Here is a 22,361-nt window from a genome sequence, read left to right on the forward strand (position 1 = left end):
CGATGCGGCGCCACCGAAAAATCCCGCGCGGAGGTCCGGGACGCCGACATGTGGTACCGGGATGCCTACAGACAGGTATCGCGGAATCCGCCGGCGGCAACCGTATCGCACAGGCCGGACCATTCGCAGCCGGAGCATGCCTGGCGCGTCAGGCCGGCGGAAAAAGCCTTTCGCATCCCTGAAAGGCTGGAGGCGTCCAGCACGAACCGGTCGCCGTCCTGGATCGGCCGGCCGAGGAGAGCCCCCACGTCGCGCGCGGCGAGCCCGTCCCGCTCGGCGGCGCTTTGGCGCAGGCAATGCGGTTCCGGCTCGCCGATCAGCGGCGCACAGATATCATCCGGGCCGGAAACGATCACCACCGCCTCGCCCTCGCCCAGGCGCTTCACCACCTGGTCGTAATTGGCGGTGAAGGCCGGCGAGTAGCCCTTGYCGACATAGGTCAGCAGGCAGAGCAGATGATGGGAGCGCAACCTGATGGTCATCAGGCCGCGGGCGAGCGGTCGCGCGGCGCCGCCTGATAGGTCGAGAACAGCTTCAATGTCGCCGCGCCCAGCGCCGACTTGAGCAGGCCGCCGACGATGAACGGCAGGAAGCCGAACGTGACAGCCTTCTCGGCRCCGATCATGACGGCGAGCCAAGCGGTGCCGAGAACCAGGCAAAGCAGGTTGCCGATGAGCATGGCGGCGAAGGCAAGCATGACACGCTTGCCGTTCCAGCCGCGTTCGGCCAGCCAGCCGGCGACGGCGCCGACGACCGGGAAGGCCAAGAGATAGCCGCCGGTCGGACCGACGAAATGCTGAACGCCGGCCGCCCCACCCGCCAGCACCGGAAATCCCGCCGCGCCTTCGACCAGCCAGGCGGCGATGGTCAGCGCCCCGAAGCGCCAGCCATAGAGCGCGCCGACCAGCGTGACGGCGAAGGTCTGCATGGTCACCGGCACCGGCACCATCGGCACCTCGATATAGGACGACAGCGCCAGGAACAGCGATCCGAGGATCACGGCGCCGATCTGCCAGGCGAGCGAACGGCTTTGCAGCCGCAACGGGCTGAAGGAGGGTTTTGGGGTCGAAATGGCTGCGTTGGTCACGGTGTCTTCCCTGGTTCGAGTAAATTATAGATAATTTTTGAACTTCATCTATTATCGAATCCATATTTTCGCGACGATGGCAAGCCCGCAGGTTCGTCATCCACGGGCGGAGCGGAAGCGAAGCGGACGCGGAGACCCGAGGATCATTCCGTGACCTTGGCCGAATGGCAAAAGCGGCGCAGAACAGGGGGCGTTCTGCACCGCTGCAAAGCTTCGACGTCACGGAATGGATTCCAGGGTCTGCGCGCGTCGCTTCGCTCCTTGCTCCGCCCTGGAATGAGGACCGCGTGGAGATTGCGCCGACATCACCCCACGATGGCGAACGCGTCGCGCGTCTTGCCAGAAGCGGTCTTGACCGGTTTCTGGCCGATCCACTGCACGTGGCGGCCGAGCGTCGCGGCGGCGGATTCGGTGTTGCCTTGCCTCAGCGCTCCCAGGATCGCGCGGTGATCCTGGTCGGTACGGGTTTCCCACTCGGAGCGCCAAGCCGCAAACAGGAAGCGCGCGCTCGCCGCGTGCAGGTCGTCGATGGTGGAGAGCAGGCGCGGCATGTTGCAGGGCGCCAGGATCAGCCGGTGGAAGGTGCGGTTGGCCTCTTCCCAGGAGCGCACGTCGCGGGACTTGTCGCCGGCCTTGGTCGCCTCCTCGGCCTGGTCCAGGATCGACGCCGTCAGATGCGGCGCGGCATGGCGCAGCGCCAGGACTTCTAGCGCGGCGCGCATCTCAGCCACCTCCCTCACCTCGCCGAGATCGAAAGAGGCGACGCGCACGCCGCGCCTGGGCTCGCTGATCGCCAACCCTTGCGCCTCAAGGCGCCGGAAGGCCTCGCGCACCGGAACATGGCTGGTGTTGAATTCCTCGGCGACATGGTCCTGGCGCAGCCGCGATCCAGGCTCGATCGCGCCCGAAATGATGCGGTCCGCCAGTTCCTTGCTGATGCGAACGGCGATCGTATCTTCTGTGCTGGCCATATTTTATAGATAATTTGCCGGGCCGCCCTTTGTCGAGACGGCCGGCACGGGATTCACAGGCGCCCTGCCCGGAGGATGCCAGGCAAGCGCAGAGAGACCAGCAGGCTCAGTTCACCCGGCTGATGCAGAAATCGATAACGTCGATCAAAGCCGACTTCTGCGGCGTCGCCTCCAGCGGCGCCAGCGCGTCGCGGGCGATCTCGCCGAAATGGCGGGCGCGGCCGATCGTGTCGGCGATAGCGCCATGGCGGGCCATCAGGCCGATCGCCTTTTCCAGCCCGGCATCGTCGGTGACGTTTTCCTCGATGGCGCGCTTCCAGAAGCTGCGCTCGGCCTTGGTGCCGCGCCGGTAGGCGAGGATCACCGGCAGCGTCACCTTGCCCTCGCGGAAATCGTCGCCGACATTCTTGCCGAGATCCTTGCTCGATCCGCCATAGTCCAACGCGTCGTCGATGAGCTGGAAGGCAAGGCCGAGATTCATGCCGTAGGAGCGCAATGCCGCGCGGTCGGTGCGCGAGGCGAGCGCGATCACCGGCCCCACTTCGGCCGCGGCCGAGAACAGCGCCGCGGTCTTGGCCTTGATGACGGCGAAATGCTCGTCCTCGGTGGTGTCGAGGTTCTTGGCCGCGGCAAGCTGCATCACCTCGCCCTCGGCGATGATGGAAGCGGCACTCGACAGGATGTCGAGGGCCTCCAGCGAGCCGACCTCGACCATCATGCGGAAGGCCTGGCCGAGCAGGAAATCGCCGACGAGCACGCTCGCCTGGTTGCCCCAGATCATGCGCGCCGTCTTCTTGCCGCGGCGCAGCGCGCTCTCGTCGACCACGTCGTCATGGAGCAGCGTCGCGGTGTGCATGAACTCGACGGCTGTGGCGAGCTTGACATGGCCTTCGCCGGAATAACCGAACATCTGCGCGGCGGCCAGCGTCAGCATGGGCCTCAGCCGCTTGCCGCCCGAGGAGATCAGGTGGTTGGCGATCTCCGGGATCATCTCGACGTCGGAGCCGGCCTTGGACAGGATCAGCTCGTTGACACGCCCCATGTCGGCGGCCGTCAGATCGATCAAATCCTTGATGGAAGCGGGTTCCCGCTTGCCTTCGATGTTGAGAACGACACCCACCACGACAACTCCCGTCTATTAACGCGCGCGACTTAACGCGCACGACGGCACCCTTAATCCCGTTCCGACTCTAGGTCGGTACAACCGGGCACGGCAAGAGGCGAATTGGCGCGGCTGTTGGCGCGCGGGTCGCTCCCACGTTTACACGAACGCCGCAACCTGCGATTTTCGTTCCATGATCGAGCTTGTCCGCACCAATGACGCCGTCGTCATCTCCTTCGTCGAATCGCTGATGCGCGACGCCGGCATCGCCTGTTTCGTCGCCGACCAGAATATGAGCGTGCTCGAAGGGTCGATCGGCCTTTTGCAAAAGCGTGTCATGGTCGACGCCGACAAGGCCGACGTGGCGCGCCGCATCCTCAAGGATGCCGGCATCGAAAACGAGATCCGCCAGAAATAATGGCAGCGACAACCACCCCAGATACGCCGGCGCACACGGTCGATGCCTTCCATCGCGGGCGCTTCTGGCTGGTGCAGCCGAGCCGGGGCGGTCATCGCGCCGGCATGGACGCCATGATGCTGGCGGCCGCCGTGCCGTCCGGCTTTTCCGGCCGGCTCGCCGATTTCGGCGCTGGCGCGGGTGCTGCCGCCCTTGCCGTGCTGTCGCGCTGTCCGGCGGCGCGGGCCGTGCTGGTCGAGCGCTCGACCGAAATGGCGGGGTTCGCCGCCGCCACGCTTTCGCATCCGGGCAACGCGCATCTCGGCGACCGCGCCTCGGTGCTGACGGCCGACGTGACGCTGACCGGCCGGGCGCGAGCGGACGCCGGGCTTGCCGACAATTCCTTCGACTTCGTCATCATGAACCCGCCGTTCAACGCGGCTGAGGACCGCTCGACGCCCGACGCGCTGCGCAGGCAAGCGCATGTGGGCGAGGACGGGCTGTTCGAGCGCTGGATCAGGAGCGCGGCGGCCGTGACGAAGCCGCGCGGCGGATTGGCCATCATCRCCCGGCCCGAGCAATTGGTCGCCATCCTCGATGCAATCGAGGGACGTTTCGGCGATGCCGAGATGCTTTGCGTTCATCCTCGTCCGGACGCGGCGGCGATCCGCATCGTCGTCAGGGCGGCGCTCGGGGCGCGCGGAAAACTGTCGATCCGCCCGCCGCTCATCCTGCACGGGCCGTCCGGCAACGCGCCGGCGGAGCGGGCGGAAATGATCAATAACGGCCTGGCGTCGCTGTTCGGCGATTGATCCCAGGCGCGCGATGCGGCATTGCCGTTAGGCGGCGAATTCCTACATGCCAGAGCAAGATGACGTCGCGCCTGAGAGACATTACCGACGTAACCGATCTCATCTTGCTTCTTTGCATTCCATCGGAGACACCCGTTCGTGAAACGCCTCTTCAACCGCCTGCTGCCGAAATCCTGGCGCTCGACAGTCGTCACCATTCCGGTCATCCGGCTGCAAGGCGCCATCATGGCCGGCGGCGGCCAGTTCCGGCCGAGCCTGTCGCTCGCCTCGACGGCCGGTGTCATCGAAAAGGCGTTCGGCTTCGATGCGCCGGCGGTCGCGATCTCGATCAATTCGCCGGGCGGCTCGCCGGTGCAGTCGCGACTGATCTTCAAGCGTATCCGCGATCTCGCAGCCGAGAAAAACAAGAAGGTGCTGGTGTTCGTCGAGGACGTGGCGGCTTCCGGCGGCTACATGATCGCGGTCGCCGGCGACGAGATCTTCGCCGATCCGTCATCGATCGTCGGCTCGATCGGCGTTGTCTCCGCTTCTTTCGGCTTCCCGGAGCTGATGAAGAAGATCGGCGTCGAGCGGCGCGTCCACACCGCCGGCCAGAACAAGGCCGTGCTCGACCCGTTCAAGCCGGAGAAGAAGGAAGACGTCGAACGGCTGAAGGCGCTGCAGCTCGAAGTGCACGAGACCTTCATCGACCTGGTCAAGGAGCGGCGCGGGTCGAAGCTCAAGGACGATCCGGACCTGTTCACCGGCCTGTTCTGGACCGCCAAGCGCGGTCTCGAGCTCGGCCTCGTCGATGCGCTGGGCGATATGCGCAGCGTGCTCAAGACCCGTTTCGGCGACAAGACGCAGCTCAAGCTTATCACCGCGCCACGCGGTCTGTTTGGCCGTTTCGGCCTGTTCGGCTCACGCTTCTCGGCGCCCGATATCGCCGCTGCYGCTGCAAACGGCGTGCTCGATGCGGCGGAAGAGCGCGCATTGTGGGCGCGGTTCGGGCTTTGAAAAAGCCATGATTGCGTCTAGCATAACCGCTTGACCGACCCATTCGGCCGGCCTTGCCGCGAGAACGCGGGAGGAGTTTGAGATGCCGCAGATCATTTTCTTCGCCGTCGTCGGCGCCGCCGCTTACTTCGGCTACCGCGCGTTCGTGCGCGAGGCCGAACGCGTGACGGCCAAGATCCGGCGCACCGAGAAACAGGCGGCGAACGGCACGATGGGGACGCTGGTCAAGGATCCGAAGACCGGCGAATACCGTCTGGCCAAGGACTGATCCCATCTCGCCAGCAGCCGACATTCTTGAGCCCGGCACAGAGGTCCGGACGTGGCTTGCGCCGGCCAAGGTCAACCTGGCGCTGCATATTACCGGACGGCGCGACGACGGTTACCACCTCATCGACAGCCTTGCCGTCTTCACCCGCTTCGGCGACCGGCTCGAGATCGAGCCGGCTGAGCAGGACGACTTCTCGGTGTCCGGCCGCTACGCCGCCGGCCTGCCGCTCGACGACGGCAATCTGGTGGTCAGGGCCCGCGATGCCTTGCGCCTGGAAGCCGGCGCGCAACATGCGCCGCCCGTCGCCATCCGGCTGGAGAAGAACCTGCCGATCGCCTCAGGTGTCGGCGGCGGTTCAAGCGACGCGGCGGCCGCGCTCAATGGCCTGGCACGGCTCTGGAAGCTCGATATCGACGATCGTTCGCTGGCCCGGATCGGGCTTTCGCTCGGCGCCGATCTGCCGATGTGCCTGAAGTCGCAGCCGTTGGTCGCGCGCGGCATCGGCGATGAGGTGTCGCCGCTCACCGCATTTCCGGCGCTCGGCCTCGTCCTGGTCAATCCGGGTATCGCCGTCTCCACGCCGGAGGTGTTCAAGGCGCTGTCCAGCCGCGACAACGAGGCGCTGCCGCCGCTGCCGAAGCGCCTCGACTTCCACGCCGTCCGCAACTGGCTGACGGCGACGCGCAACGACCTCGAAGGCGCCGCCCGCTCGATCGAACCTGCGATCGGCGAGGCGCTCAAGGCGCTCAAGCGCGCCGACGCCGCATTCGCGCGCATGTCCGGCTCGGGCGCCACGTGTTTCGGCCTGTTCGAGACCGGCAATGTCGCCAAGCGCGCGGCGATCGCGATCCGCGCCCGCCACCCCGACTGGTTCGTCGCGGCGACGCGCAGCATGGAGGTGAGCGATGGCGAAGCTTGACGAAAACCGGCCCTTCATCCCGGTGCGCATCGCGGTGCTGACGGTCTCCGATACGCGCAGCCTTGCCGACGACAAGTCCGGCCAGACGCTGGCCGACCGCATCACGCAAGCCGGCCATACGCTTGCCGCGCGCGACATCGTCACCGACGACCGCGACAAGATCCGCGACAAGGTGCTCGGCTGGTCGAAGGACGAAAACATCGATGTCGTCATCACCACCGGCGGCACAGGCTTCACCGGCCGCGATGTGACACCGGAGGCGCTGGAGCCGATCTTCGAGAAACGCATGGACGGCTTTTCGGAAGTCTTCCACCGCATCTCCTACGACAAGATCGGCACCTCGACGATCCAGAGCCGGGCGACAGGCGGGGTCGTCAACGCCACCTTCGTCTTCGTGCTGCCGGGCTCGCCCGGCGCCTGCAAGGATGCCTGGGACGGCATCATCAAGGCGCAGCTCGACTACCGCCACATGCCCTGCAATTTCGTCGAGATCATGCCGCGGCTGGACGAGCATCTCCGGCGCGGCGGCAAGCCCGCCTCCTAACCGCAGGCAAAGCGAGCGGCCGGCATCCGGTTCGCAGGCGAAATGGCGCTATGGCCTGCGAGCAGCCATTTCGAAGCCGGCACCAGCAAAGTACCTTGCGCCGCGAACAAGGAACCTTGCCATGACCGTTCACAGCGGCGGCTGCCATTGCGGCAACATCCGTCTGATCTTCTCCACAGCGCTCGATCCGGCCGCGCTGGAAATTCGCGCCTGCCAGTGCTCCTTCTGCACACGCCATGGCTCGCGCGCGGCCGCCGACCCGAACGGCAGGCTGGTTATCTCGGTCGCGGACAGGGATCGCTTCCAGGTCTACCGCTTCGGCCTGCGCACCGCCGACTATCTCGTCTGCCGCGACTGCGGCGTCTATGTCGCGGCAATCGCCGGTCAGGGCGACGACGCCACGGCGGTCGTCATCGTCAACGCGCTCGACGATCGCGCGTCGTTCTCGCGCGAGCCGGTCGCCGTCTGGTTCGACACCGAGACGCGCGAGCAGCGCCTGGCCAGGCGCCGCAGTGCCTGGATGCCGGTTGAGATCGAGGGGATCTGACTGGGCTGGGTTGCGCTTCTTCCTTCTCCCCTTGTGGGAGAAGGGAGAGCCGGCCTTACTTCGGCGGCGCCACCCAGATTTCGGCGTTCAACCGCCTGGTCGCCAGGCCGCGCGCCAGGGCTTCAGCGCTGCGCGCGCTCTTTGCCAAGGCCGATGCCTGGCGCTTGCTTATAACAAGGCCTTCGGCCAGCGCCCGGTTGCCCGAAAAGACGCGGGCCAGGAATGGCGCCCGATCGGCGCGGGCGCGTGAAAAGCGCGCCGGCATAGTCTGCTTCGCCGTGTGCGCCACGACCTCGTCGATCCAGCCTTCGGCGAGCCGGGCGCCGGGTTCCAGAAGCAGCAGCCAATCGCCTTTGGCCTGGCCGATGCCCACGGCGATCCCGCCGGTCACATAATGACAGCCGGCATGCTCCGCCACCCGATGCGTCTGGTCGGTCGAGCCTTGATCGCAGACGATCACGTCGCGCACCACGCCTTCGACCGCGCCGCCGACCAGCGAGGCGAGCGTGCGGGCAAGACCCTCCTCGTCGTTCAAGGTTTCGATGAGAACGCTGAGCATATCAGCCGAATAGCGGAAAGCGCGGCGAAGCGCCAGTTGGGCGCTCCAAGCGAAAAAGTTCTTGCTTTGTTCTCATCGGTAAAATAGGAATAGTTTCATGAACAGAGCGATTCGACAGCCTGCCGACAGTCCTTGGGAGAGGGCGAAAATGGAACAGATCGTACGCGCCGATATTGCTGCTTTCGGAGCAGGACGAGCCGAGATGGCAAATGCGATGATCGAGCAGAGCGGCATGCGCGTGCGGCCCGATCGCAATCGCGGCCGTTCGGCCGGCATCAACCCGTCCGGCCGGTTCGAGCCGGTCAGCCGACATGTGTTCGACGACGGCTGGAACTCGCTGGAGGAACTGCCGCCGTTCAAGACGGAAGTGCAGGTCGAAAAGCCGCGCACGATCATCACGCGCAACGAGTCGCCCGACATTTCCTTCGACCGTTCGATCAACCCCTATCGCGGCTGCGAGCATGGCTGCGTCTATTGCTTCGCCCGGCCGACGCATGCCTTCATGGGCCTGTCGCCGGGGCTCGATTTCGAATCGAAGCTGTTCGCCAAGCCGGACGCGGCGCGCATGCTGGACCGGGAATTGTCGAAGCCGGGCTATCTGCCGCGCACGATCGCCATCGGCACCAACACCGATCCCTACCAGCCGATCGAGAAACAATACCGGATCATGCGCGAGATCCTGGAAGTGCTGGAGGCGCGCGGCCATCCGGTCGGCATCGTGACGAAGTCTGCACTGGTGACGCGCGACATCGACATCCTGTCGCGCATGGCCGAGCGCGGCCTTGCAAAAGTGGCGCTGTCGGTGACGACGATGGACCGCATGCTGGCCCGCACCATGGAGCCGCGCGCGTCGACGCCGACGAAGCGGCTGGAGGCGATCAGGCAGCTTTCGGATGCCGGCATTCCGGCATCCGTGATGGTGGCGCCGATCATCCCGGGTCTCAATGATCCGGAGATGGAACGCATCCTCGATTCGGCCAGAGCCGCGGGCGCCAGGGAGGCCGGCTACGTCATCCTGCGCCTGCCGCTCGAAGTGGCGCCGATCTTCAAGGACTGGCTGTTGCGGCATTATCCGGACCGCTATCGCCATGTGATGTCGCTGATCCGTTCGATGCGCGACGGCAAGGATTACGATTCGGAATGGGGCAAGCGCATGAAGGGCGCCGGCCCCTATGCCTGGCAGATCGGCCGACGCTTCGAGATCGCCGCCAAGCGGCTGGGCCTCAATATCGAGCGACGGCAGCTTCGCACCGACCACTTCGTCGCAGGCTCCGGCGCCGGCGAGCAACTGATGCTGCTTTGACTTGGGTGCCGGCCATGACGGGCCGGTGCCAAGCACTTCCAGACACAGCGATTTTCCGTCTGGAATTGTCACTTGTTCGAAATTCCGTCCGGCCCTTGTCCCCCGGCCGTGAGACGGTGCCTTCCCGGTCCGACGCCCCATCCGACCCGGAAGGACTTGCGGAGAATCGGAGCCGATGCGAACCTCGCCGCACCATGGCTCGCGCGCGTTCCGATTCTCCGCTTCTCTTTGAAATGGTCGAGAAGCCCGACTTCTCGATCGAGACGAAGGCGATGGCCGACGGGCTGTGGCCGGTCGCCGGCATGGATGAGGCAGGCCGCGGTCCGCTCGCCGGTCCGGTGGTGGCCGCCGCGGTGGTGCTCAATCCCGCCAACATCCCGGAAGGCCTCGACGATTCCAAACGCCTCACCCATTTGCAGCGAGAGGCGCTGTTCCTCAAGATTCTCGGCACTGCGCTCAGCGTCTCGATGGCCTCGATCAGCGCCGAAGGCATCGACAACAGCAACATCCTGAAGGCAAGCCTCGAAGCGATGCGCCGAGCCGCCGCGGGTCTCTCGCTGCAGCCGAAGCTCGCCTTGGCCGACGGCCGCGACGTTCCTCCTGGTCTCGCCTGCGAAGGCCGGGCGCTGATCAAGGGCGACCAGCGCTCGCAGTCGATCGCCGCCGCCTCGATCGTCGCCAAGGTGATGCGCGACCGCATGATGTGCGGCTGCGGCGGACATCACGAGCATTACGGCTTCGAGGTGCATATGGGCTATGCGACGGTCCGGCACCGCACCGCGATCGAGATGCATGGGCCGGTGGCACGGCTGCATCGGGCGTCGTTCGCGCCTTTCCGGCTGGGTGGCGCTGAGGTGGTCGAGGAAGAGGGTTTGGCCGGGTTGGAATAAGCGACGGCGCCGGTGACGGCTGATCTTCCCCTCGTGGGGGAGATGTCCGGCAGGACAGAGGGAGGCGCTGTCCGCCGATTTAACGGTGCTTGGGTTCCTCTCCCCGCCAAAGGCGGGGAGAGGTGGCCGCGAAGCGGACGGAGAGGGGCTTCGTAGGGCGCTCCCCTCTCCGTCTTGGCTTCGCCGAGCCACCTCTCCCCACATTCGTGGGGCGAGGAACCTTGATCCTGCGGCGCCGCGATCCTTCGCGCCCCCTCTGCCCTGCCGGGCATCTCCTTCACAAGGGGGAGATTGGCAGCTTCGACGCCCGCTTCCTTACCAAACAAAAAAGCCGCCGGGTTACCCGGGCGGCTTTTGACTTCGAAACTTCGACGCAAGTTCAGTTCAGCTTGGCCTTCACGTCATTGAGCGCCGACTTGAACAGATCCGCACCGGCCTTGGCATCGACCTTGGCGGCGAGCAGCGCGCGGGCGGCTTCGACGGCGATGTCGACGGCCGAGGCGCGCACTTCGCTGACGGCCTCGCGCTCGGCCTGGCTGATCTTCTGCTCGGCAAGCGCGGTGCGCCGGGCGACATAGTCCTCGGTCTTCTTGGCCGCCTCGGAAGCGAGCAGTTCAGCCTCGCGCTTGGCGGCGGCGACGATGTCGGCGGCCTCCTTCTCGGCTTCCTTGCGCTTCTGCTGATACTGGCCGAGCAGTTGCTGGGCTTCCTCACGAAGCTTGCGCGCTTCCTCGAGCTCGGCGCTGATCTTGGCCGCGCGGGCGTCGAGCGACTTGGCGAGCATGCCCGGCACCTTCAGATAGATGACGGCGCCAAGGAAGATGAGCAGGGCGATTGTGGCCCAGAGCGTGGCGAGTGATGTGGCGTCCATGATCCCGCTCCTCACCGGCTCGCAGATTTGACCGCGGCCGCGATCTCGGACTTGTCGGCCTTACCGCCGACAAGCGCCTCGACGATGGCCGATGTGGTGTCCTCGGCGATCGTGCCGACTTCCTTCATCGCCTTGGCCTTGATCGAGGCGATGCTCGCCTCGGCCTCGCCAAGCTTCTTCTCGAGCTCGGCCTCAAGCTTCTTGCGCGTGCCCTCGGCTTGCGCCTTGGCGGCGTCGCTTGCCTGCTGGCCGATCTTGTTGGCGTTGGCCTTGGCCTCCGCCAGTTCCTGCTCATAGGCGGCAACGGCGGCATCCGCCTCGCCCTTCAGCCTTGCGGCATGGTCGAGGTCCTGGGTGATGCGGTCGTTGCGGACATCGATGATGCCGCCGAGACGCGGCATCACAACGCGCTTCAGGAACAGGTAGAACAGCCCGAAGGTGATGACCAGCCACAGGATCTGCGACGGGAAGGTCTTGGCATCGAACGGCGGGAACGCTTCATGCTCCGCGGCGGGCACGGCAGTGCCCGCATGCGTATCGCCCTCGGCCGCGGCCGGCGCTGTTTCTTGCGCATAGGCAGATGTCACGAACATCTCATTCCCCTGTCCATGGAACGGGGCCGCACCATGCGGCCCCTTTCGTCAGCTCTCAATCTTACTTGAAGACCAGGAGCAGAGCGATCAGGAGCGAGAAGATGCCCAGAGCTTCGGTCACGGCGAAGCCGAAGATCAGGCGGCCGAACTGGCCATCAGCGGCCGACGGGTTGCGGAGCGCGCCCGAGAGGTAGCTGCCGAAGATGTTGCCGAGGCCGATGCCCGCGCCGCCCATGCCGATGCAGGCGATACCAGCGCCGATAGCAGCTGCTGCAGTTGCGTCCATTTCAAAACTCCTGTGGTTTGCTTGTTCGTTGCAGTTGGTACGTTGGGTATGCTGGCGCCGGGGCGCCGGTGAAAATCGATCAGTGGCTCGGGTGCAGCGCGTCGTTCAGATACATGCAGGTCAGCACCGCGAAGACATAGGCCTGCAGGAAGGCGACCAGCAGTTCGAGCGCGGAGAGCGCGACCGCCATGGCCAGCGGCAGGACCGAGCCGGCGATGCCGACGGCGCCCAGCGCGCTGAGGCTAACGACGAAGCCCGAGAACACTTTCAGCGTGATGTGGCCCGCCAGCATGTTGGCGAAAAGACGAACCGAGAGGCTGACCGGGCGCGAAACGAAGGAGATGACTTCGATCGCCACCACCAGCGGCAGGAGATAACCTGGCACGCCATGCGGCACGAACAGCTTGAGGAAGCCGAAGCCGTGCTTGGCGAAGCCGTAGACGATGACGGTGCCGATGACCATGATCGCCAGGGTGAAGGTGACGATGATGTGGCTGGTGACGGTGAAGAAGTAGGGGAACAGGCCGATCAAATTGGCGACCAGCACGAACATGAACAGCGAGAACACCAGCGGGAAGAACTGCATGCCCTGCTTGCCGGCGGCATCGCGCAGCATGTTGCCGACGAACTCATAGGCCATCTCGGAGATCGACTGCAGCCGGCCCGGAATGAGCGCGCGGCTGGCGGTGCTCATATAGAGGAAGGCCGAGGCCAGGACGATCGTCACAACCATGAACAGGGAGGAATTGGTGAACGAGACGTCGTAGCCGCCGATATGCAGCGGGATGATCGGATGGATCTGGAACTGGTGGATCGGATCGACCTTGTCAGCAGCAGCCACTTTAAATCCCCGTCAAAGCCACAACCGGCTTCTTARGTTCACTTCAGCGCCTTGCGGCGCCCCGCTTCATTCTTTCGGCTCGCGCGGCTTGCCGCCCTGGCCGAATTCGGATGCCAGTCCCGCCGAGCGCAGGACGTTGAGTATACCTGCGCCAAAGCCCAGCAACAGGCCGACGATCAGACCCCAAGGCGCTGTTCCCGCCAGGCGGTCGATGATCCAGCCCAAGCCGACACCGACCACCACTCCGGCGATGAACTCGCTGGACAGTTTCAGCGCCTGACCGTAACCGGTCGCAGCTTTCGCTTCGTCTTTCCCCTCGAGCCGGTCCGTGCGTCTCGTCGCAAGCGATGCTTCGAGATCGCGCCGGCGGCGCTCAAGTTCGTCGTCGCGGATGGTGGCTTCTGGCTGCCTGCCGCGGCCGGTTTCTCCGGTTCCGTCTGGCCCGGTTTTGTCGGCCATCGCAACCCCCCCTGCCCGGGCAGACGATTGCCGTCCGTCCGCTTCTAAAGTCGCCGGCAACATAGTTAGAGGGTCAGCCCCCGTCAAGCCACGGGCCGAACTTCGAAGCGATGTATTTTTCGCTGTTAAATCAACTAGTTACCAAGGTGCGACATCGTGCCCTTCACGGCCGCGTGAGGACTCGGTGCGAATCCGCGCGGCAAGGCGCGTCCGCCGGGGCACGCAGGCTGCCGGCAGACGGACAGGCGGAGGCGTCGTTTAAACGGCTCAGCTCCAGCCGCCGCCATAGGTGCGATAGAAGATATGCAGCCCGATCCTGGTCATGCGCTGCATGGCGCGCGCCCAGCCCGGGTGAACGTAATTGGCGTAGTAATGCGTCGACGAGCCGACCTCGGGAATGAAGATCTTGCCGGCGGTCACCGCCATGGCGACCTCCTGGGCAGTCTTGTAGGAAGCCTGGTCGGTGATGCTCTTCTTCCTGCCGTCACAGGCGAAGGAAAACTGGCAGCGGTTGAACCAGCTGTCGTTTTGGTAGACGACGCCGCAGATCGTCTTCGGATAAGCCGGGTTGCGGACGCGGTTGAGAATCACCTGCGCGACCGCCGCCTGACCACGCACCGGCTCGCTGCGTGCCTCGAAATAGATGCCCTTGGCCAGGCAGGCCTGCTCGGGCTTGGAAAAGACGCTCGCCGGCAAAGGATTCTGCAGCCAGGCGTGGTCGCCCTTGCCCATCGGCGGAATGAAGCGGCCGTCGTTCGGATCGTCCTGCAGCAGCGCCTCGAAGGGCGAGGCCTTGGCATAGTCGGGCGCGGACTGGGCATAGGCGGTGGCGAGGATGTCCGGCTTGTCGTTGTTGACGAGCGCGACAAGGGCGGCCGGCAGATCCGGATCCGGCCTCTTGTCCTCGCGCAGATGGAAGGCCTGGGCGATCTGGACTTCCTTGCCCTTGATGCCGGGCTTGGCGAAGGTGAGCTTCAGGCCGCTGTCCATCGCGGGACGCAGCAGCGAGGAGGTGCGCTCGAAAATCGAGCCGGCGCTGAAATTCTTGGGCGGTGCGACCGGCGAGACCTGGACGAGGCGGCCCTTCTTGTCGGCGCGCACGACGCGGTCCTCATCGGGCGTCGCGCCGGCGGCGTTGCCCTTGCCGCGGAAAGCGACGGTGCCGACGCCCGGCAGATTCACGCCGGAGCCGGAGATCGAGCCCGTGGCAGTGGAATCGACGAAAGGCATTTCGGCGGCATGCACCGAGCCGGCGGCGGATTTCTCGATATAGGCGTTCCAGCGGATGTTGGACGATTCCAGGCCGGAGATAAGGCTTGCCATATCCTGATAGGCGACGACCGACGGAAAGCCGATCCAAATGCCGAGCCCGAGCACCAAAGGAGGTAGGAAGGAACGCTTTTTCGCAACGGCGGCGGCGGCAAGCCGCATTGAAACGCGTCGATGCACGGAACTCTCCAGAACGCTACTGACCCCGGAGAGCCAAAATGAAGCATTAACCTTGATGCCGGGTTAACGACATCGATCATGTTCTTTTCATGTTTGAGGAAAGCCGGCTTGCAATTTTCACGGCGGGCCGATGAAGAATCAGGTCCTGGGCGGGTGCATCGGCTTTGGCTGGATCAGGCCTGGCGCAGGAAGATCGGCCAGGCGAGCGCCGCGCAGACTGCGGCCGCGAGCCACACGCCCGGCCATGCGAAGGCCACCAAAATCCACGGGATGGCGATTGGCACCAGGCAAAAGCCGATGAACACGAAACTGTTGGCGAGGCTGAGCGCGGTGCCGACATGGCCGGCGCCGGCAAGCGTGGCAAGCTCGGTATAGGCGACGCCGTGCCAGGCCGAGACGGATATGCCGGCGACCACGACCATCAGCGGAAGCAGCGGCAAGAGTAATGGCGCGCCGGCGGCGCCGATCACCAGCAGCCACAACACCAGGAAGGCAAATGCGCTCAACGCGCTGCAGAGCTTCAGGAATGGGCGGCGGTTGCCGTGGCGGTCGGTGAAGCGCCCGCTCCAGACGCGCATCACCATGGCGCCGGTCTGCACGGCGGCGAGGCTGGCGCTGGTCACAAAGGTGCCCATGCCGGCGAAGTCGTGCAGGAAGACCGAGGCGAAGGTCAGCACCGCGACCTGCGGGAAGCAGAGCAGGCCTATTGCCGTCGAGATGCGCCACACCTCGATGTTGCGTAGCGGCGCCGGGCCGCTTGCGGCGGTGGCGGCGTGACCGCCGCTTCCCGCCGGCGGTTCGTGCAGCCAACGCCAGGCGAACCAGGCCGCGAGCGCGGAGACGGCGGCAAGCAGGCCGAAGACCGCGGCGAAGCCCAGGGCCAGCGCCAGGGAAGGCAGGACAAGCGCGCCCAGTCCGCCGCCGAGCGGCACCGCCGTCTGCCTGATGCTCATGGCAAAGCCGCGCTCGCCCTCGCCGAACCAGCCCATGATGGCGCGGCCGCTGGAGCCGTTGACGCTGCCGCCGAGCAGGCCGGCGACGAGCAGGCTTGCCGAGAGCAGCGCGACGCCGGGAACGGCTGTTTTCGTCGGTACGACGAGCATTGCCATGATGAATAGCCAGGCCGCAGTGGCGCCAAGCCCTGTCAGGAGCACGCGGCGGTCGCCCCAGCGGTCGGTGAGCACGCCCCAGGGCAATTCGCTCAGCGCCACGCCGAGGCCGAGCAGCCCGAGCGCCAAACCGAGCGAGGCGTTGTCGAGGTGGTAGCCCTGGCGCATCGCCACAGCGGTCGCCGGAATGCCGGAGAAGGTGGCGGAGAAGCCGGCATTGGCGGCGACGCCGATGCCCAGCACCTTCCAGCGATGATTGGGGCCGAAGGCGTGGCGGGCGCCGGCACGCGCATCAGGCGACTGACAGTCGTTTCGTGTGACGATAGCGGACATGGTTCCGTTCCCGTGACGGCCGGCTGGCGGCTTGACGGGCAGGATGTAGCGCCATAGCTTAATCCATAAAATCAGGAAGTTTTTGAGCGATAATCCTGAAAATCAGGACAATCTCATGCGCCGCGTCACGTTCGATCTCGATGTCCTCAGAACCTTCGTCACCGGCATGGAACTGGGCAGCTTCGCCAAGGCGGCCGAACGGCTCGGGCGCTCGACGTCCGCCGTCAGCGCGCAATTGAAGAAGCTCGAAGAGCAGGCGGATACGCCGATCTTCCGCAAGGCGGGGCGCGGCCTGGCATTGACTGAAGCCGGCGAGACGATGCTTAGCTATGCGCGGCGGCTGATCGAGCTCAACGACGAGGCTGCCTCCGCCATCCGCGACGTCGAGCTGGAAGGCTGGGTGCGGCTCGGCCTGCAGGAGGATTTCGGCGAGGCCGTGCTGCCGGACGTGCTCGGCCGCTTCGCCCGCGCCCATCCCAAGGTCCGCATCGAAGCGCGAATCGGACGCAGCCATGACCTGGCCGAGCGCGTCCTGTCAGGCAATCTCGATATCGCGCTCGCCTGGCATGACGGCACGAGCCTGCCCTACAGCCGGCATGTCGCCGACGTGCCGGCGCACTGGATCGGCCCGGCCAAGCCGATCGAGGCAGGTCGGCCCAATGGCGAGCCGCTGCCGCTGGTGGTGTTCGAGGCGCCCTGCCTGTTGCGTACTGTCGCGACGGAAACGCTTGACCGCGCAGGCATGCCCTGGCGCATGGCTTTCTCAAGCCCCAGCCTCGGCGGCATCTGGGCGGCGGTGGCGGCGGGACTGGGTCTCACGATCCGCACCGATATCGGCCTGCCGGCCAATGTCAGGGCGATCGCGCCGGGCGTGCTCGGGCTGCCGGCGTTGCCGATGATGGCGCTGCACCTGCACCAGAAGGACGCCGAGCTCGACCCGGTGGCGGCGCGGCTGGCGGAGATTCTCTTGCAGGCGGCGCTGGAGACGCTGCCGGAGGGGGCGCGGACCGGCGATGGGCTGCGAGAGGTCGCTTAGGCTTTCTGACAAGCAGGGCGGGAGCAAGGGAGCCAGCGTCGCGTTCCGTCACACCCCCCTCTGTCCTGCCGGACATCTCCCCCGCAAGGGGGGAGATTGGATGTCGCGACCGCTTTCGCCAATTGCCGACGTTGCAGGACGAGCGCCGTCAGTGGGGCGCTGATCTCCCCCCTTGCGGGGGAGATGCCCGGCAGGGCAGAGGGGGGTGCTGTCCCGCCAGCGTTGCGAGAGTTTTACCCCGCGACAGAGATAACGGTCACCGCTTCTTCGCCCGACCCGCAAACGGATTGTCCGACGTGCGCAGCGCCATGCGGATCGGTACGCCGGGCATGTCGAAGGCTTCGCGCAGGCTGTTGGTCAGGTAGCGGACATAGGATTGCGGCATCGCGTCCGGGCGCGAGCAGGAGMCGACGAAGCCCGGCGGCCGGGTCTTGGCTTGTGTAACGTATTTGATCTTCAGCCGGCGGCCGGCAACGGCGGGCGGCGGGTGATGCGCCAGGATGCCTTCCAGCCAGCGGTTGAGCTTGCCGGTGGAGACGCGGCTGTTCCACACCCTGTGCGCCTTGATGACGCTTTCCATCAGCTTGTCGAGGCCGCGCCCGGTCTCGGCCGAGACCGTCACCGCCTGGATGCCGCGCACCTGCGGCAAGAGCCGCCCGGTCTTCTCGCGCAGCTCGGCCAGCAATTCCTGCGGGTTGTCGATCAGGTCCCATTTGTTGAAGGCGATCACCGGCGCCCTGCCCTCGCGGATGATGAGGTCGGCGATCTGCAGGTCCTGCTTCTCGAAGGGAATGGTGGCGTCGAGCACGATGATGACGATCTCCGCGAAGCGGATGGCGCGCAGGCCGTCCTGCACCGAGAGCTTCTCGAGCTTCTCCTGCACCTTCGACTTGCGCCGCATGCCGGCGGTGTCGAAGAGCTTGATGCGGCGGCCGCGCCAGTCCCAGTCGACCGAGATCGAATCGCGCGTGATGCCCGCTTCCGGGCCGGTGAGCAGCCGCTCCTCGCCGATCAGCGCGTTGATCAGCGTCGACTTGCCGGCGTTGGGGCGGCCGACGACGGCGATGCGCAGCGGCTTGGTGTCGTCATAGGCGGGCTCGACGTCCGGGTCGGCGATGTCCTCGCCGATCAGCACCTCGCTGGCGRCGATCTCATCGCTGTCGTCTTCATCCTCGCCGAGCGCGCGCTCTTCGCCCAAGGCTTCGACCACCGCGTCGCGCAGGTCGGGCATGCCCTGGCCGTGCTCGGCCGAGACGGGGATCGGCTCGCCGAGGCCGAGCTCCCAGGCTTCCAGCAGYCCCCCTTGAGCGCCGCGCGCCTCGGCCTTGTTGGCGACCAGCACCACCGGCTTGCCGGATTTGCGCACCACCTCGGCGAAGGTGCGGTCGTCGGGCATCAGGCCGGATTTGGCGTCGACCGTGAAGAAGATGAGGTCGGCCTCGCGGATGGCGATCTCGGTCTGCTGGCGCATGCGGCCGGGCAGTGTCGAGGCGGCCGCGTCCTCGAAGCCGGCGGTGTCGATGACGTCGAAATGGAGATCGTAGAGTTTTGCGGCATGCACGCGGCGGTCGCGCGTCACGCCCGGCGTGTCGTCGACAAGCGCCAGCTTCTTTCCGACCAGCCGATTGAAAAGAGTCGATTTGCCGACGTTAGGCCGGCCGATGATGGCGACTTTGAACGACATCCAAGATCACGACGCGTTGCCCGACCCGCGGATCAGCTCGGACATCAGCTGCGCCCGCTGGCGCACATTGCGCGGGGCGGCGTCGTCCGAGGAGATCTGGTCGAACAGTTTGAGCGCGTCGGCCGACTTGCCGTCCTTCCAGGCGGCAAGGCCGAGCGCCTCGCGCGCCGAATGGCGCAGCGGATTGGTGTCGGCGGTCAGTGCCTCGATGCGGCTGGAGACATCGGCGTAAGAGCCGTGGTCGACGAGCAGCAGCGCTGCCCTCAGCCGCGCGATGTCGCGGATGCCGGCGGGAATGGCGTTGTCGGCGGCGACCTCGTCGAAATCCTTGACCGCGCCGTCGACGTCGCCCTTGTCGGCCTTGACCGTCGCGGCGCGCATGCGTGCGAGCAGCGGATAAGCGCCGTAGCCGTCCTTCTCCAGTTGGTCGAGCGCGGCGATCGCTTCGTCGTTCTTGCCGTCATTGGCGAGCTTGAGGGCCTGCGAGAAGGCATCGCCTGAACGGTTGGCGCGGCTCTCGTCCCAATAGCGATAGCCGACGACGGCCGCCGTTCCCAGCACGATCAGGATGGCGAGGCCGAGAATGGCCGGACCAAAACGATCCCACAGCGCCTGCGCCTGCTCGCGACGAATCTCTTCGTTGACTTCGCGGATAAAACTGTCGTCCGACATCAATCAAAACCATTGCTGCCCCGGAAGGGGGCGCTTCTTGAGCCCCGCGTTTTAGCGAAATTTTGTCGGCATGGAAGGGGGCGGGCTGGAAAATCGGCGCGCAGTCCCCGCTGCCTCAAAGCCTTCCCGGATCGTACCGGTGCCACAATTGAGCGATAGCCGGCTTCGGATCGGCAGGATAGATCCTCCCAAAGGTTGCCAATGCTTCGTTCGTACCGCGTCCTTGCATTCAGTCTCGCCTCGCTCGCCTCAGCCAATGCGGCCTTCGCCGATCCGCCGAGATCGCTAGCCGCCTCGCCGGCCAAACCCAAGCAGGTCGTGCTGATCTCTTTCGACGCCGCCCGCGAGATCTCGCAATGGCAGCGGAGCCGGGCGCTGGCAAAGCGCACGGGCGCGCATTTCACCTATTTCCTGTCCTGCGTCTTCCTGCTCTCGCCGGAGACGCGGCAGGACTATGCCGGCCCCGGCAAGGCCGCCGGCAAATCCAATGTCGGCTTCGGCGCCTCGAAACAGGATGTCGCGGACCGGCTCGAGCAGATCCGGCTGGCGGCGGCCGAAGGCCACGACATCGGCAGCCATGCCTGCGGCCATTTCGACGGCAAGGACTGGAGCAAGGCGGACTGGCTTGCCGAATTCGCGTCCGCGCGGCGCATCTTCGAAAACGCCTATGCGATCAACGGCATCCCGGAACCGGCCGGCTGGCGCGATTTTGCCCGCCATGCCGTGACCGGTTTCCGCGCGCCATACCTTTCGACCGGCAAGGCGCTTTACGAAGCGCTGCCCGAGGCGGGCTTCCAATATGACGCGAGCGGCGTTTCGAACGGCCCGGAGTTGCCCCCGACCCGGAACGGCATAGTCCGCTTCGCCCTGCCGCTCATTCCGGAGGGGCCGAAGGCGAAGCCGGTGGTCGCCATGGACTACAATCTCTATGTCCGCCATTCAGACGGCGCCGAGCAACCGGCGATGGCGGGCGAATTCACCGAGCGCGCCTATCAGGCCTTCCACGCCGCCTTCGAGGCTGAGTACAACGGCAAGCGCCTGCCGCTGGAGCTCGGCTTCCACTTCACGCTGATGAACAACGGTGCCTATTGGGACGCGCTGGAGCGGTTCGCCGACGAGGTCTGCGTGAAAGCCGATGTCGAGTGCATCAGTTTTCGCGATTATGTCGCGCGGCAGCGCGCCGGACGTGCGCAGGCGGCTGAGCCGCGCCCCAAAGCGCGTCGCGATCTTTCAGAGTCGCTCCATGCGCTTTAGGTTCTTGATCTTACGCACGTCTTGATCCCGAAACCGGTTCCCACATTCGGGCAACAGGCTTCAACTTACCGGCTGATCTTCGGGGCGCATGCCAGCCCGCTCGCGTTCCAGATAATGCTGATCGATAGCCGGCAGTTGTTCGCCTTGCAGCGTCGCCTCGAAGGCACGCAAACGTTTATGCACCGACTGCAGTTCGACGATCGTCGACCACGAATTCAACAGGAACTGCAGCGAATTCGTCACCTTGCCGAACGCGTTCGAGATCTGGTTCAGCGCGCCGAACGTGATCTTGTGCGCGACCAGCGAAGGCCCGAGGATCAGCAGCGAGAAGATGTTGTCCGCCTGCAGGTAGGTGTAACGGACAACGTTGAAATAGATGTAGTGGAAATAGAGCTTGAAATAATTGCGGCGGACATTGGTGAACAATTGTGTCGTCGTTGCCGGCTGAGCCCGGTCGGGATGATCTTCGCCGTAGACGAGTTCCTTGCGATAGGCTGCCTCGACACGCTGGTTGCGGAACTGCAGGCCCGGCAGCTTGAGACCCGCCACCATGACGGAAATCGTTCCGAACAGAYACCAGCCCAAAGCGGCAACGACCAGCGGTTGCGGAACGGCGCCGATGATCGGCAATTCAGTGATGTGAGCCTGCAGCTGAATCAGGACCGGCAGAAAGGCGATCAGGGTCATGATCGACTGAACGAAGGTCGAGCCCAAATCCTCCATGATCTGCGAGAAACGCATCGTGTCTTCCTGGATACGCTGCGAGGCGCCCTCGATGTGGCGCAGCCGGCCCCAATTGGCCATGAAGTAATCGTTCATCGCGGTGCGCCAGCGGAAGATCCAGTGGCTGACGATGAAGGCATTGACCACCTGCACGTTCATGCCGACCAGCGCCAGCCAGGAGAAATCGGCCAACCCCTTGTAGAATTCCGTGTTGGTCGAGGGAGTCGTTCCCGACATCAGGCCCTGAACGTAGTCGAAGAACGGGCCATACCAATTGTTGACCGCAACCGAGACCTGAACGTTGAAGTAGATGAAGAACAGGATGACGGCGGTCATCAGGATCGACCAGTTCTGCCACGGGTGCGGGGCGTACCAGCTCCAGAAGGCGTAGAAGATCACCACGCAGGCCGCGAAGTAGAGGTAGAACCACAGGAACGGCTTCGACCACAGCACCGCGATGCCGATGATGGGCGGCGTGCCGGCCGCTGCCGGCGGCAGGCCGAAGACGGCGCCCAACTGCTCGCCGCCGAAGAACCAGAACAGGATAGCGGCGAGGCTCCAGACGGCGGCCGAGGTGAAGAAGAGCTTCGGCTGCGGGAAGAAGGATACGAACACTGTGGCGGGTTTCCTCGGTCTGACCGCAAATCAGCGGCGTT

At 65.3% G+C, this 22,361-nt stretch carries 26 protein-coding genes; 11 read left to right on the top strand and 15 right to left on the bottom strand.

Annotated features, from left to right (window positions below; genetic code table 11):
* Window positions 1–65: 65 nt before the first annotated feature.
* From LCM4577_RS25845 to LCM4577_RS25860, 4 genes are all read right to left on the bottom strand, one after another.
* On the bottom strand, window positions 66–482 hold the full coding sequence (locus LCM4577_RS25845; RefSeq protein WP_071074063.1) for a DUF1284 domain-containing protein: 417 nt from the start codon (window positions 480–482) through the stop codon (window positions 66–68).
* Window positions 482–1,087 (bottom strand): biotin transporter BioY, encoded by a 606-nt coding sequence (locus LCM4577_RS25850; RefSeq protein ID WP_071074064.1) that lies wholly within the window; start codon window positions 1,085–1,087, stop codon window positions 482–484. Before LCM4577_RS25850 ends, LCM4577_RS25845 begins: the two co-directional genes overlap by 1 nt.
* Before the next feature lie 305 nt (window positions 1,088–1,392).
* Window positions 1,393–2,058: a GntR family transcriptional regulator gene (locus LCM4577_RS25855; protein WP_040991015.1), complete on the bottom strand. Its 666-nt coding sequence runs from the start codon at window positions 2,056–2,058 to the stop codon at window positions 1,393–1,395.
* A 106-nt stretch (window positions 2,059–2,164) separates the two neighbouring features.
* A complete protein-coding gene (locus LCM4577_RS25860) occupies window positions 2,165–3,178 on the bottom strand; it encodes a polyprenyl synthetase family protein (RefSeq protein WP_040991398.1) in 1,014 nt (337 codons plus the stop codon).
* Between the two features lie 175 nt (window positions 3,179–3,353).
* On the opposite strand from LCM4577_RS25860, the gene LCM4577_RS25865 reads away from it, so the two are divergent.
* The 7 genes from LCM4577_RS25865 to LCM4577_RS25895 all read left to right on the top strand — a co-directional run bounded on the left by LCM4577_RS25865 (window position 3,354) and on the right by LCM4577_RS25895 (window position 7,643).
* Window positions 3,354–3,578 (top strand): DUF2007 domain-containing protein, encoded by a 225-nt coding sequence (locus LCM4577_RS25865; protein ID WP_040991013.1) that lies wholly within the window; start codon window positions 3,354–3,356, stop codon window positions 3,576–3,578.
* Window positions 3,578–4,369, top strand: coding sequence for a tRNA1(Val) (adenine(37)-N6)-methyltransferase (locus tag LCM4577_RS25870; RefSeq protein WP_071074065.1), 792 nt, complete (start codon window positions 3,578–3,580; stop codon window positions 4,367–4,369). The genes LCM4577_RS25865 and LCM4577_RS25870 overlap by 1 nt, the downstream gene beginning before the upstream one ends.
* A 138-nt stretch (window positions 4,370–4,507) precedes the next feature.
* Window positions 4,508–5,365 carry a S49 family peptidase gene (locus LCM4577_RS25875; protein ID WP_041005036.1) on the top strand — a complete coding sequence of 286 codons (858 nt, stop codon included), beginning with the start codon at window positions 4,508–4,510 and terminating at the stop codon, window positions 5,363–5,365.
* A gap of 82 nt (window positions 5,366–5,447) precedes the next feature.
* Window positions 5,448–5,633, top strand: coding sequence for a membrane protein (locus LCM4577_RS25880; protein ID WP_027164591.1), 186 nt, complete (start codon window positions 5,448–5,450; stop codon window positions 5,631–5,633).
* Window positions 5,634–5,655: 22 nt separating this feature from the next.
* A complete protein-coding gene (locus LCM4577_RS25885; RefSeq protein ID WP_041006081.1) occupies window positions 5,656–6,552 on the top strand; it encodes a 4-(cytidine 5'-diphospho)-2-C-methyl-D-erythritol kinase in 897 nt (298 codons plus the stop codon).
* On the top strand, window positions 6,539–7,096 hold the full coding sequence (gene moaB, locus LCM4577_RS25890) for a molybdenum cofactor biosynthesis protein B (protein WP_041006079.1): 558 nt from the start codon (window positions 6,539–6,541) through the stop codon (window positions 7,094–7,096). Before LCM4577_RS25885 ends, moaB begins: the two co-directional genes overlap by 14 nt.
* A 121-nt stretch (window positions 7,097–7,217) precedes the next feature.
* Complete coding sequence (locus LCM4577_RS25895; protein WP_071074066.1) at window positions 7,218–7,643, top strand: GFA family protein; 426 nt, start codon at window positions 7,218–7,220, stop codon at window positions 7,641–7,643.
* A 55-nt stretch (window positions 7,644–7,698) separates the two neighbouring features.
* Here the strand turns inward: LCM4577_RS25895 and LCM4577_RS25900 are convergent, their stop codons facing one another.
* Window positions 7,699–8,202 carry a glycosyltransferase gene (locus LCM4577_RS25900; RefSeq protein ID WP_071035453.1) on the bottom strand — a complete coding sequence of 168 codons (504 nt, stop codon included), beginning with the start codon at window positions 8,200–8,202 and terminating at the stop codon, window positions 7,699–7,701.
* Window positions 8,203–8,350: 148 nt separating this feature from the next.
* Here LCM4577_RS25900 and LCM4577_RS25905 point away from each other — a divergent pair, with 148 nt between their 5' ends.
* Complete coding sequence (locus LCM4577_RS25905; RefSeq protein WP_071074067.1) at window positions 8,351–9,505, top strand: PA0069 family radical SAM protein; 1,155 nt, start codon at window positions 8,351–8,353, stop codon at window positions 9,503–9,505.
* A 194-nt stretch (window positions 9,506–9,699) separates the two neighbouring features.
* On the top strand, window positions 9,700–10,395 hold the full coding sequence (locus tag LCM4577_RS25910) for a ribonuclease HII (protein ID WP_041006071.1): 696 nt from the start codon (window positions 9,700–9,702) through the stop codon (window positions 10,393–10,395).
* 379 nt (window positions 10,396–10,774) lie between these two features.
* Here LCM4577_RS25910 and LCM4577_RS25915 read toward each other — a convergent pair whose 3' ends face one another.
* The 7 genes from LCM4577_RS25915 to LCM4577_RS25945 all read right to left on the bottom strand — a co-directional run bounded on the left by LCM4577_RS25915 (window position 10,775) and on the right by LCM4577_RS25945 (window position 16,336).
* Window positions 10,775–11,266 (bottom strand): F0F1 ATP synthase subunit B, encoded by a 492-nt coding sequence (locus tag LCM4577_RS25915; RefSeq protein WP_040990995.1) that lies wholly within the window; start codon window positions 11,264–11,266, stop codon window positions 10,775–10,777.
* An 11-nt stretch (window positions 11,267–11,277) separates the two neighbouring features.
* Window positions 11,278–11,859 (bottom strand): F0F1 ATP synthase subunit B, encoded by a 582-nt coding sequence (locus tag LCM4577_RS25920; RefSeq protein WP_071035449.1) that lies wholly within the window; start codon window positions 11,857–11,859, stop codon window positions 11,278–11,280.
* A gap of 61 nt (window positions 11,860–11,920) precedes the next feature.
* A complete protein-coding gene (locus LCM4577_RS25925) occupies window positions 11,921–12,145 on the bottom strand; it encodes a F0F1 ATP synthase subunit C (RefSeq protein ID WP_027164582.1) in 225 nt (74 codons plus the stop codon).
* A gap of 79 nt (window positions 12,146–12,224) precedes the next feature.
* Window positions 12,225–12,986, bottom strand: a complete 762-nt coding sequence (locus tag LCM4577_RS25930; RefSeq protein ID WP_071035448.1) for a F0F1 ATP synthase subunit A — start codon at window positions 12,984–12,986, stop codon at window positions 12,225–12,227.
* A gap of 66 nt (window positions 12,987–13,052) precedes the next feature.
* On the bottom strand, window positions 13,053–13,445 hold the full coding sequence (locus tag LCM4577_RS25935; RefSeq protein ID WP_040990987.1) for an AtpZ/AtpI family protein: 393 nt from the start codon (window positions 13,443–13,445) through the stop codon (window positions 13,053–13,055).
* Between the two features lie 267 nt (window positions 13,446–13,712).
* Complete coding sequence (locus LCM4577_RS25940; RefSeq protein WP_071035446.1) at window positions 13,713–14,894, bottom strand: cell wall hydrolase; 1,182 nt, start codon at window positions 14,892–14,894, stop codon at window positions 13,713–13,715.
* Window positions 14,895–15,067: 173 nt separating this feature from the next.
* On the bottom strand, window positions 15,068–16,336 hold the full coding sequence (locus tag LCM4577_RS25945; RefSeq protein ID WP_071074068.1) for an MFS transporter: 1,269 nt from the start codon (window positions 16,334–16,336) through the stop codon (window positions 15,068–15,070).
* Window positions 16,337–16,451: 115 nt separating this feature from the next.
* Here LCM4577_RS25945 and LCM4577_RS25950 point away from each other — a divergent pair, with 115 nt between their 5' ends.
* The gene (locus tag LCM4577_RS25950) at window positions 16,452–17,372 is read left to right on the top strand and encodes a LysR substrate-binding domain-containing protein (RefSeq protein ID WP_071074069.1); all 921 of its coding nucleotides are present in this window, start codon (window positions 16,452–16,454) and stop codon (window positions 17,370–17,372) included.
* A 256-nt stretch (window positions 17,373–17,628) separates the two neighbouring features.
* Here the strand turns inward: LCM4577_RS25950 and der are convergent, their stop codons facing one another.
* Both der and LCM4577_RS25960 read right to left on the bottom strand, forming a co-directional pair.
* Window positions 17,629–19,056 (bottom strand): ribosome biogenesis GTPase Der, encoded by a 1,428-nt coding sequence (gene der / locus LCM4577_RS25955; RefSeq protein ID WP_071074070.1) that lies wholly within the window; start codon window positions 19,054–19,056, stop codon window positions 17,629–17,631.
* Between the two features lie 6 nt (window positions 19,057–19,062).
* Window positions 19,063–19,728 carry a tetratricopeptide repeat protein gene (locus LCM4577_RS25960; RefSeq protein WP_040990976.1) on the bottom strand — a complete coding sequence of 222 codons (666 nt, stop codon included), beginning with the start codon at window positions 19,726–19,728 and terminating at the stop codon, window positions 19,063–19,065.
* A 201-nt stretch (window positions 19,729–19,929) separates the two neighbouring features.
* Here LCM4577_RS25960 and LCM4577_RS25965 point away from each other — a divergent pair, with 201 nt between their 5' ends.
* Window positions 19,930–20,982, top strand: coding sequence for a polysaccharide deacetylase family protein (locus LCM4577_RS25965; RefSeq protein WP_116390171.1), 1,053 nt, complete (start codon window positions 19,930–19,932; stop codon window positions 20,980–20,982).
* Window positions 20,983–21,042: 60 nt separating this feature from the next.
* Here the strand turns inward: LCM4577_RS25965 and sbmA are convergent, their stop codons facing one another.
* Window positions 21,043–22,320: a peptide antibiotic transporter SbmA gene (sbmA, locus tag LCM4577_RS25970; protein WP_071074072.1), complete on the bottom strand. Its 1,278-nt coding sequence runs from the start codon at window positions 22,318–22,320 to the stop codon at window positions 21,043–21,045.
* Between the last annotated feature and the right edge of the window lie 41 nt (window positions 22,321–22,361).

Origin of the sequence: Mesorhizobium sp. LCM 4577 (assembly GCF_001854795.2) — a bacterium.
Classification (GTDB): domain Bacteria; phylum Pseudomonadota; class Alphaproteobacteria; order Rhizobiales; family Rhizobiaceae; genus Mesorhizobium; species Mesorhizobium plurifarium.

Coding starts and splice junctions, on each gene's coding strand:
- LCM4577_RS25965 (WP_116390171.1), top strand. CDS start 19,930: ATGCTTCGTTCGTACCGCGTCCTTGCATTCAGTCTCGCCTCGCTCGCC.
- moaB (WP_041006079.1), top strand. CDS start 6,539: ATGGCGAAGCTTGACGAAAACCGGCCCTTCATCCCGGTGCGCATCGCG.
- LCM4577_RS25900 (WP_071035453.1), bottom strand. CDS start 8,202: ATGCTCAGCGTTCTCATCGAAACCTTGAACGACGAGGAGGGTCTTGCC.
- LCM4577_RS25925 (WP_027164582.1), bottom strand. CDS start 12,145: ATGGACGCAACTGCAGCAGCTGCTATCGGCGCTGGTATCGCCTGCATC.
- LCM4577_RS25945 (WP_071074068.1), bottom strand. CDS start 16,336: ATGTCCGCTATCGTCACACGAAACGACTGTCAGTCGCCTGATGCGCGT.
- LCM4577_RS25865 (WP_040991013.1), top strand. CDS start 3,354: ATGATCGAGCTTGTCCGCACCAATGACGCCGTCGTCATCTCCTTCGTC.
- LCM4577_RS25915 (WP_040990995.1), bottom strand. CDS start 11,266: ATGGACGCCACATCACTCGCCACGCTCTGGGCCACAATCGCCCTGCTC.
- LCM4577_RS25950 (WP_071074069.1), top strand. CDS start 16,452: ATGCGCCGCGTCACGTTCGATCTCGATGTCCTCAGAACCTTCGTCACC.
- LCM4577_RS25960 (WP_040990976.1), bottom strand. CDS start 19,728: ATGTCGGACGACAGTTTTATCCGCGAAGTCAACGAAGAGATTCGTCGC.
- LCM4577_RS25855 (WP_040991015.1), bottom strand. CDS start 2,058: ATGGCCAGCACAGAAGATACGATCGCCGTTCGCATCAGCAAGGAACTG.
- LCM4577_RS25920 (WP_071035449.1), bottom strand. CDS start 11,859: ATGTTCGTGACATCTGCCTATGCGCAAGAAACAGCGCCGGCCGCGGCC.
- LCM4577_RS25895 (WP_071074066.1), top strand. CDS start 7,218: ATGACCGTTCACAGCGGCGGCTGCCATTGCGGCAACATCCGTCTGATC.
- LCM4577_RS25935 (WP_040990987.1), bottom strand. CDS start 13,445: ATGGCCGACAAAACCGGGCCAGACGGAACCGGAGAAACCGGCCGCGGC.
- LCM4577_RS25910 (WP_041006071.1), top strand. CDS start 9,700: ATGGCTCGCGCGCGTTCCGATTCTCCGCTTCTCTTTGAAATGGTCGAG.
- LCM4577_RS25905 (WP_071074067.1), top strand. CDS start 8,351: ATGGAACAGATCGTACGCGCCGATATTGCTGCTTTCGGAGCAGGACGA.
- LCM4577_RS25880 (WP_027164591.1), top strand. CDS start 5,448: ATGCCGCAGATCATTTTCTTCGCCGTCGTCGGCGCCGCCGCTTACTTC.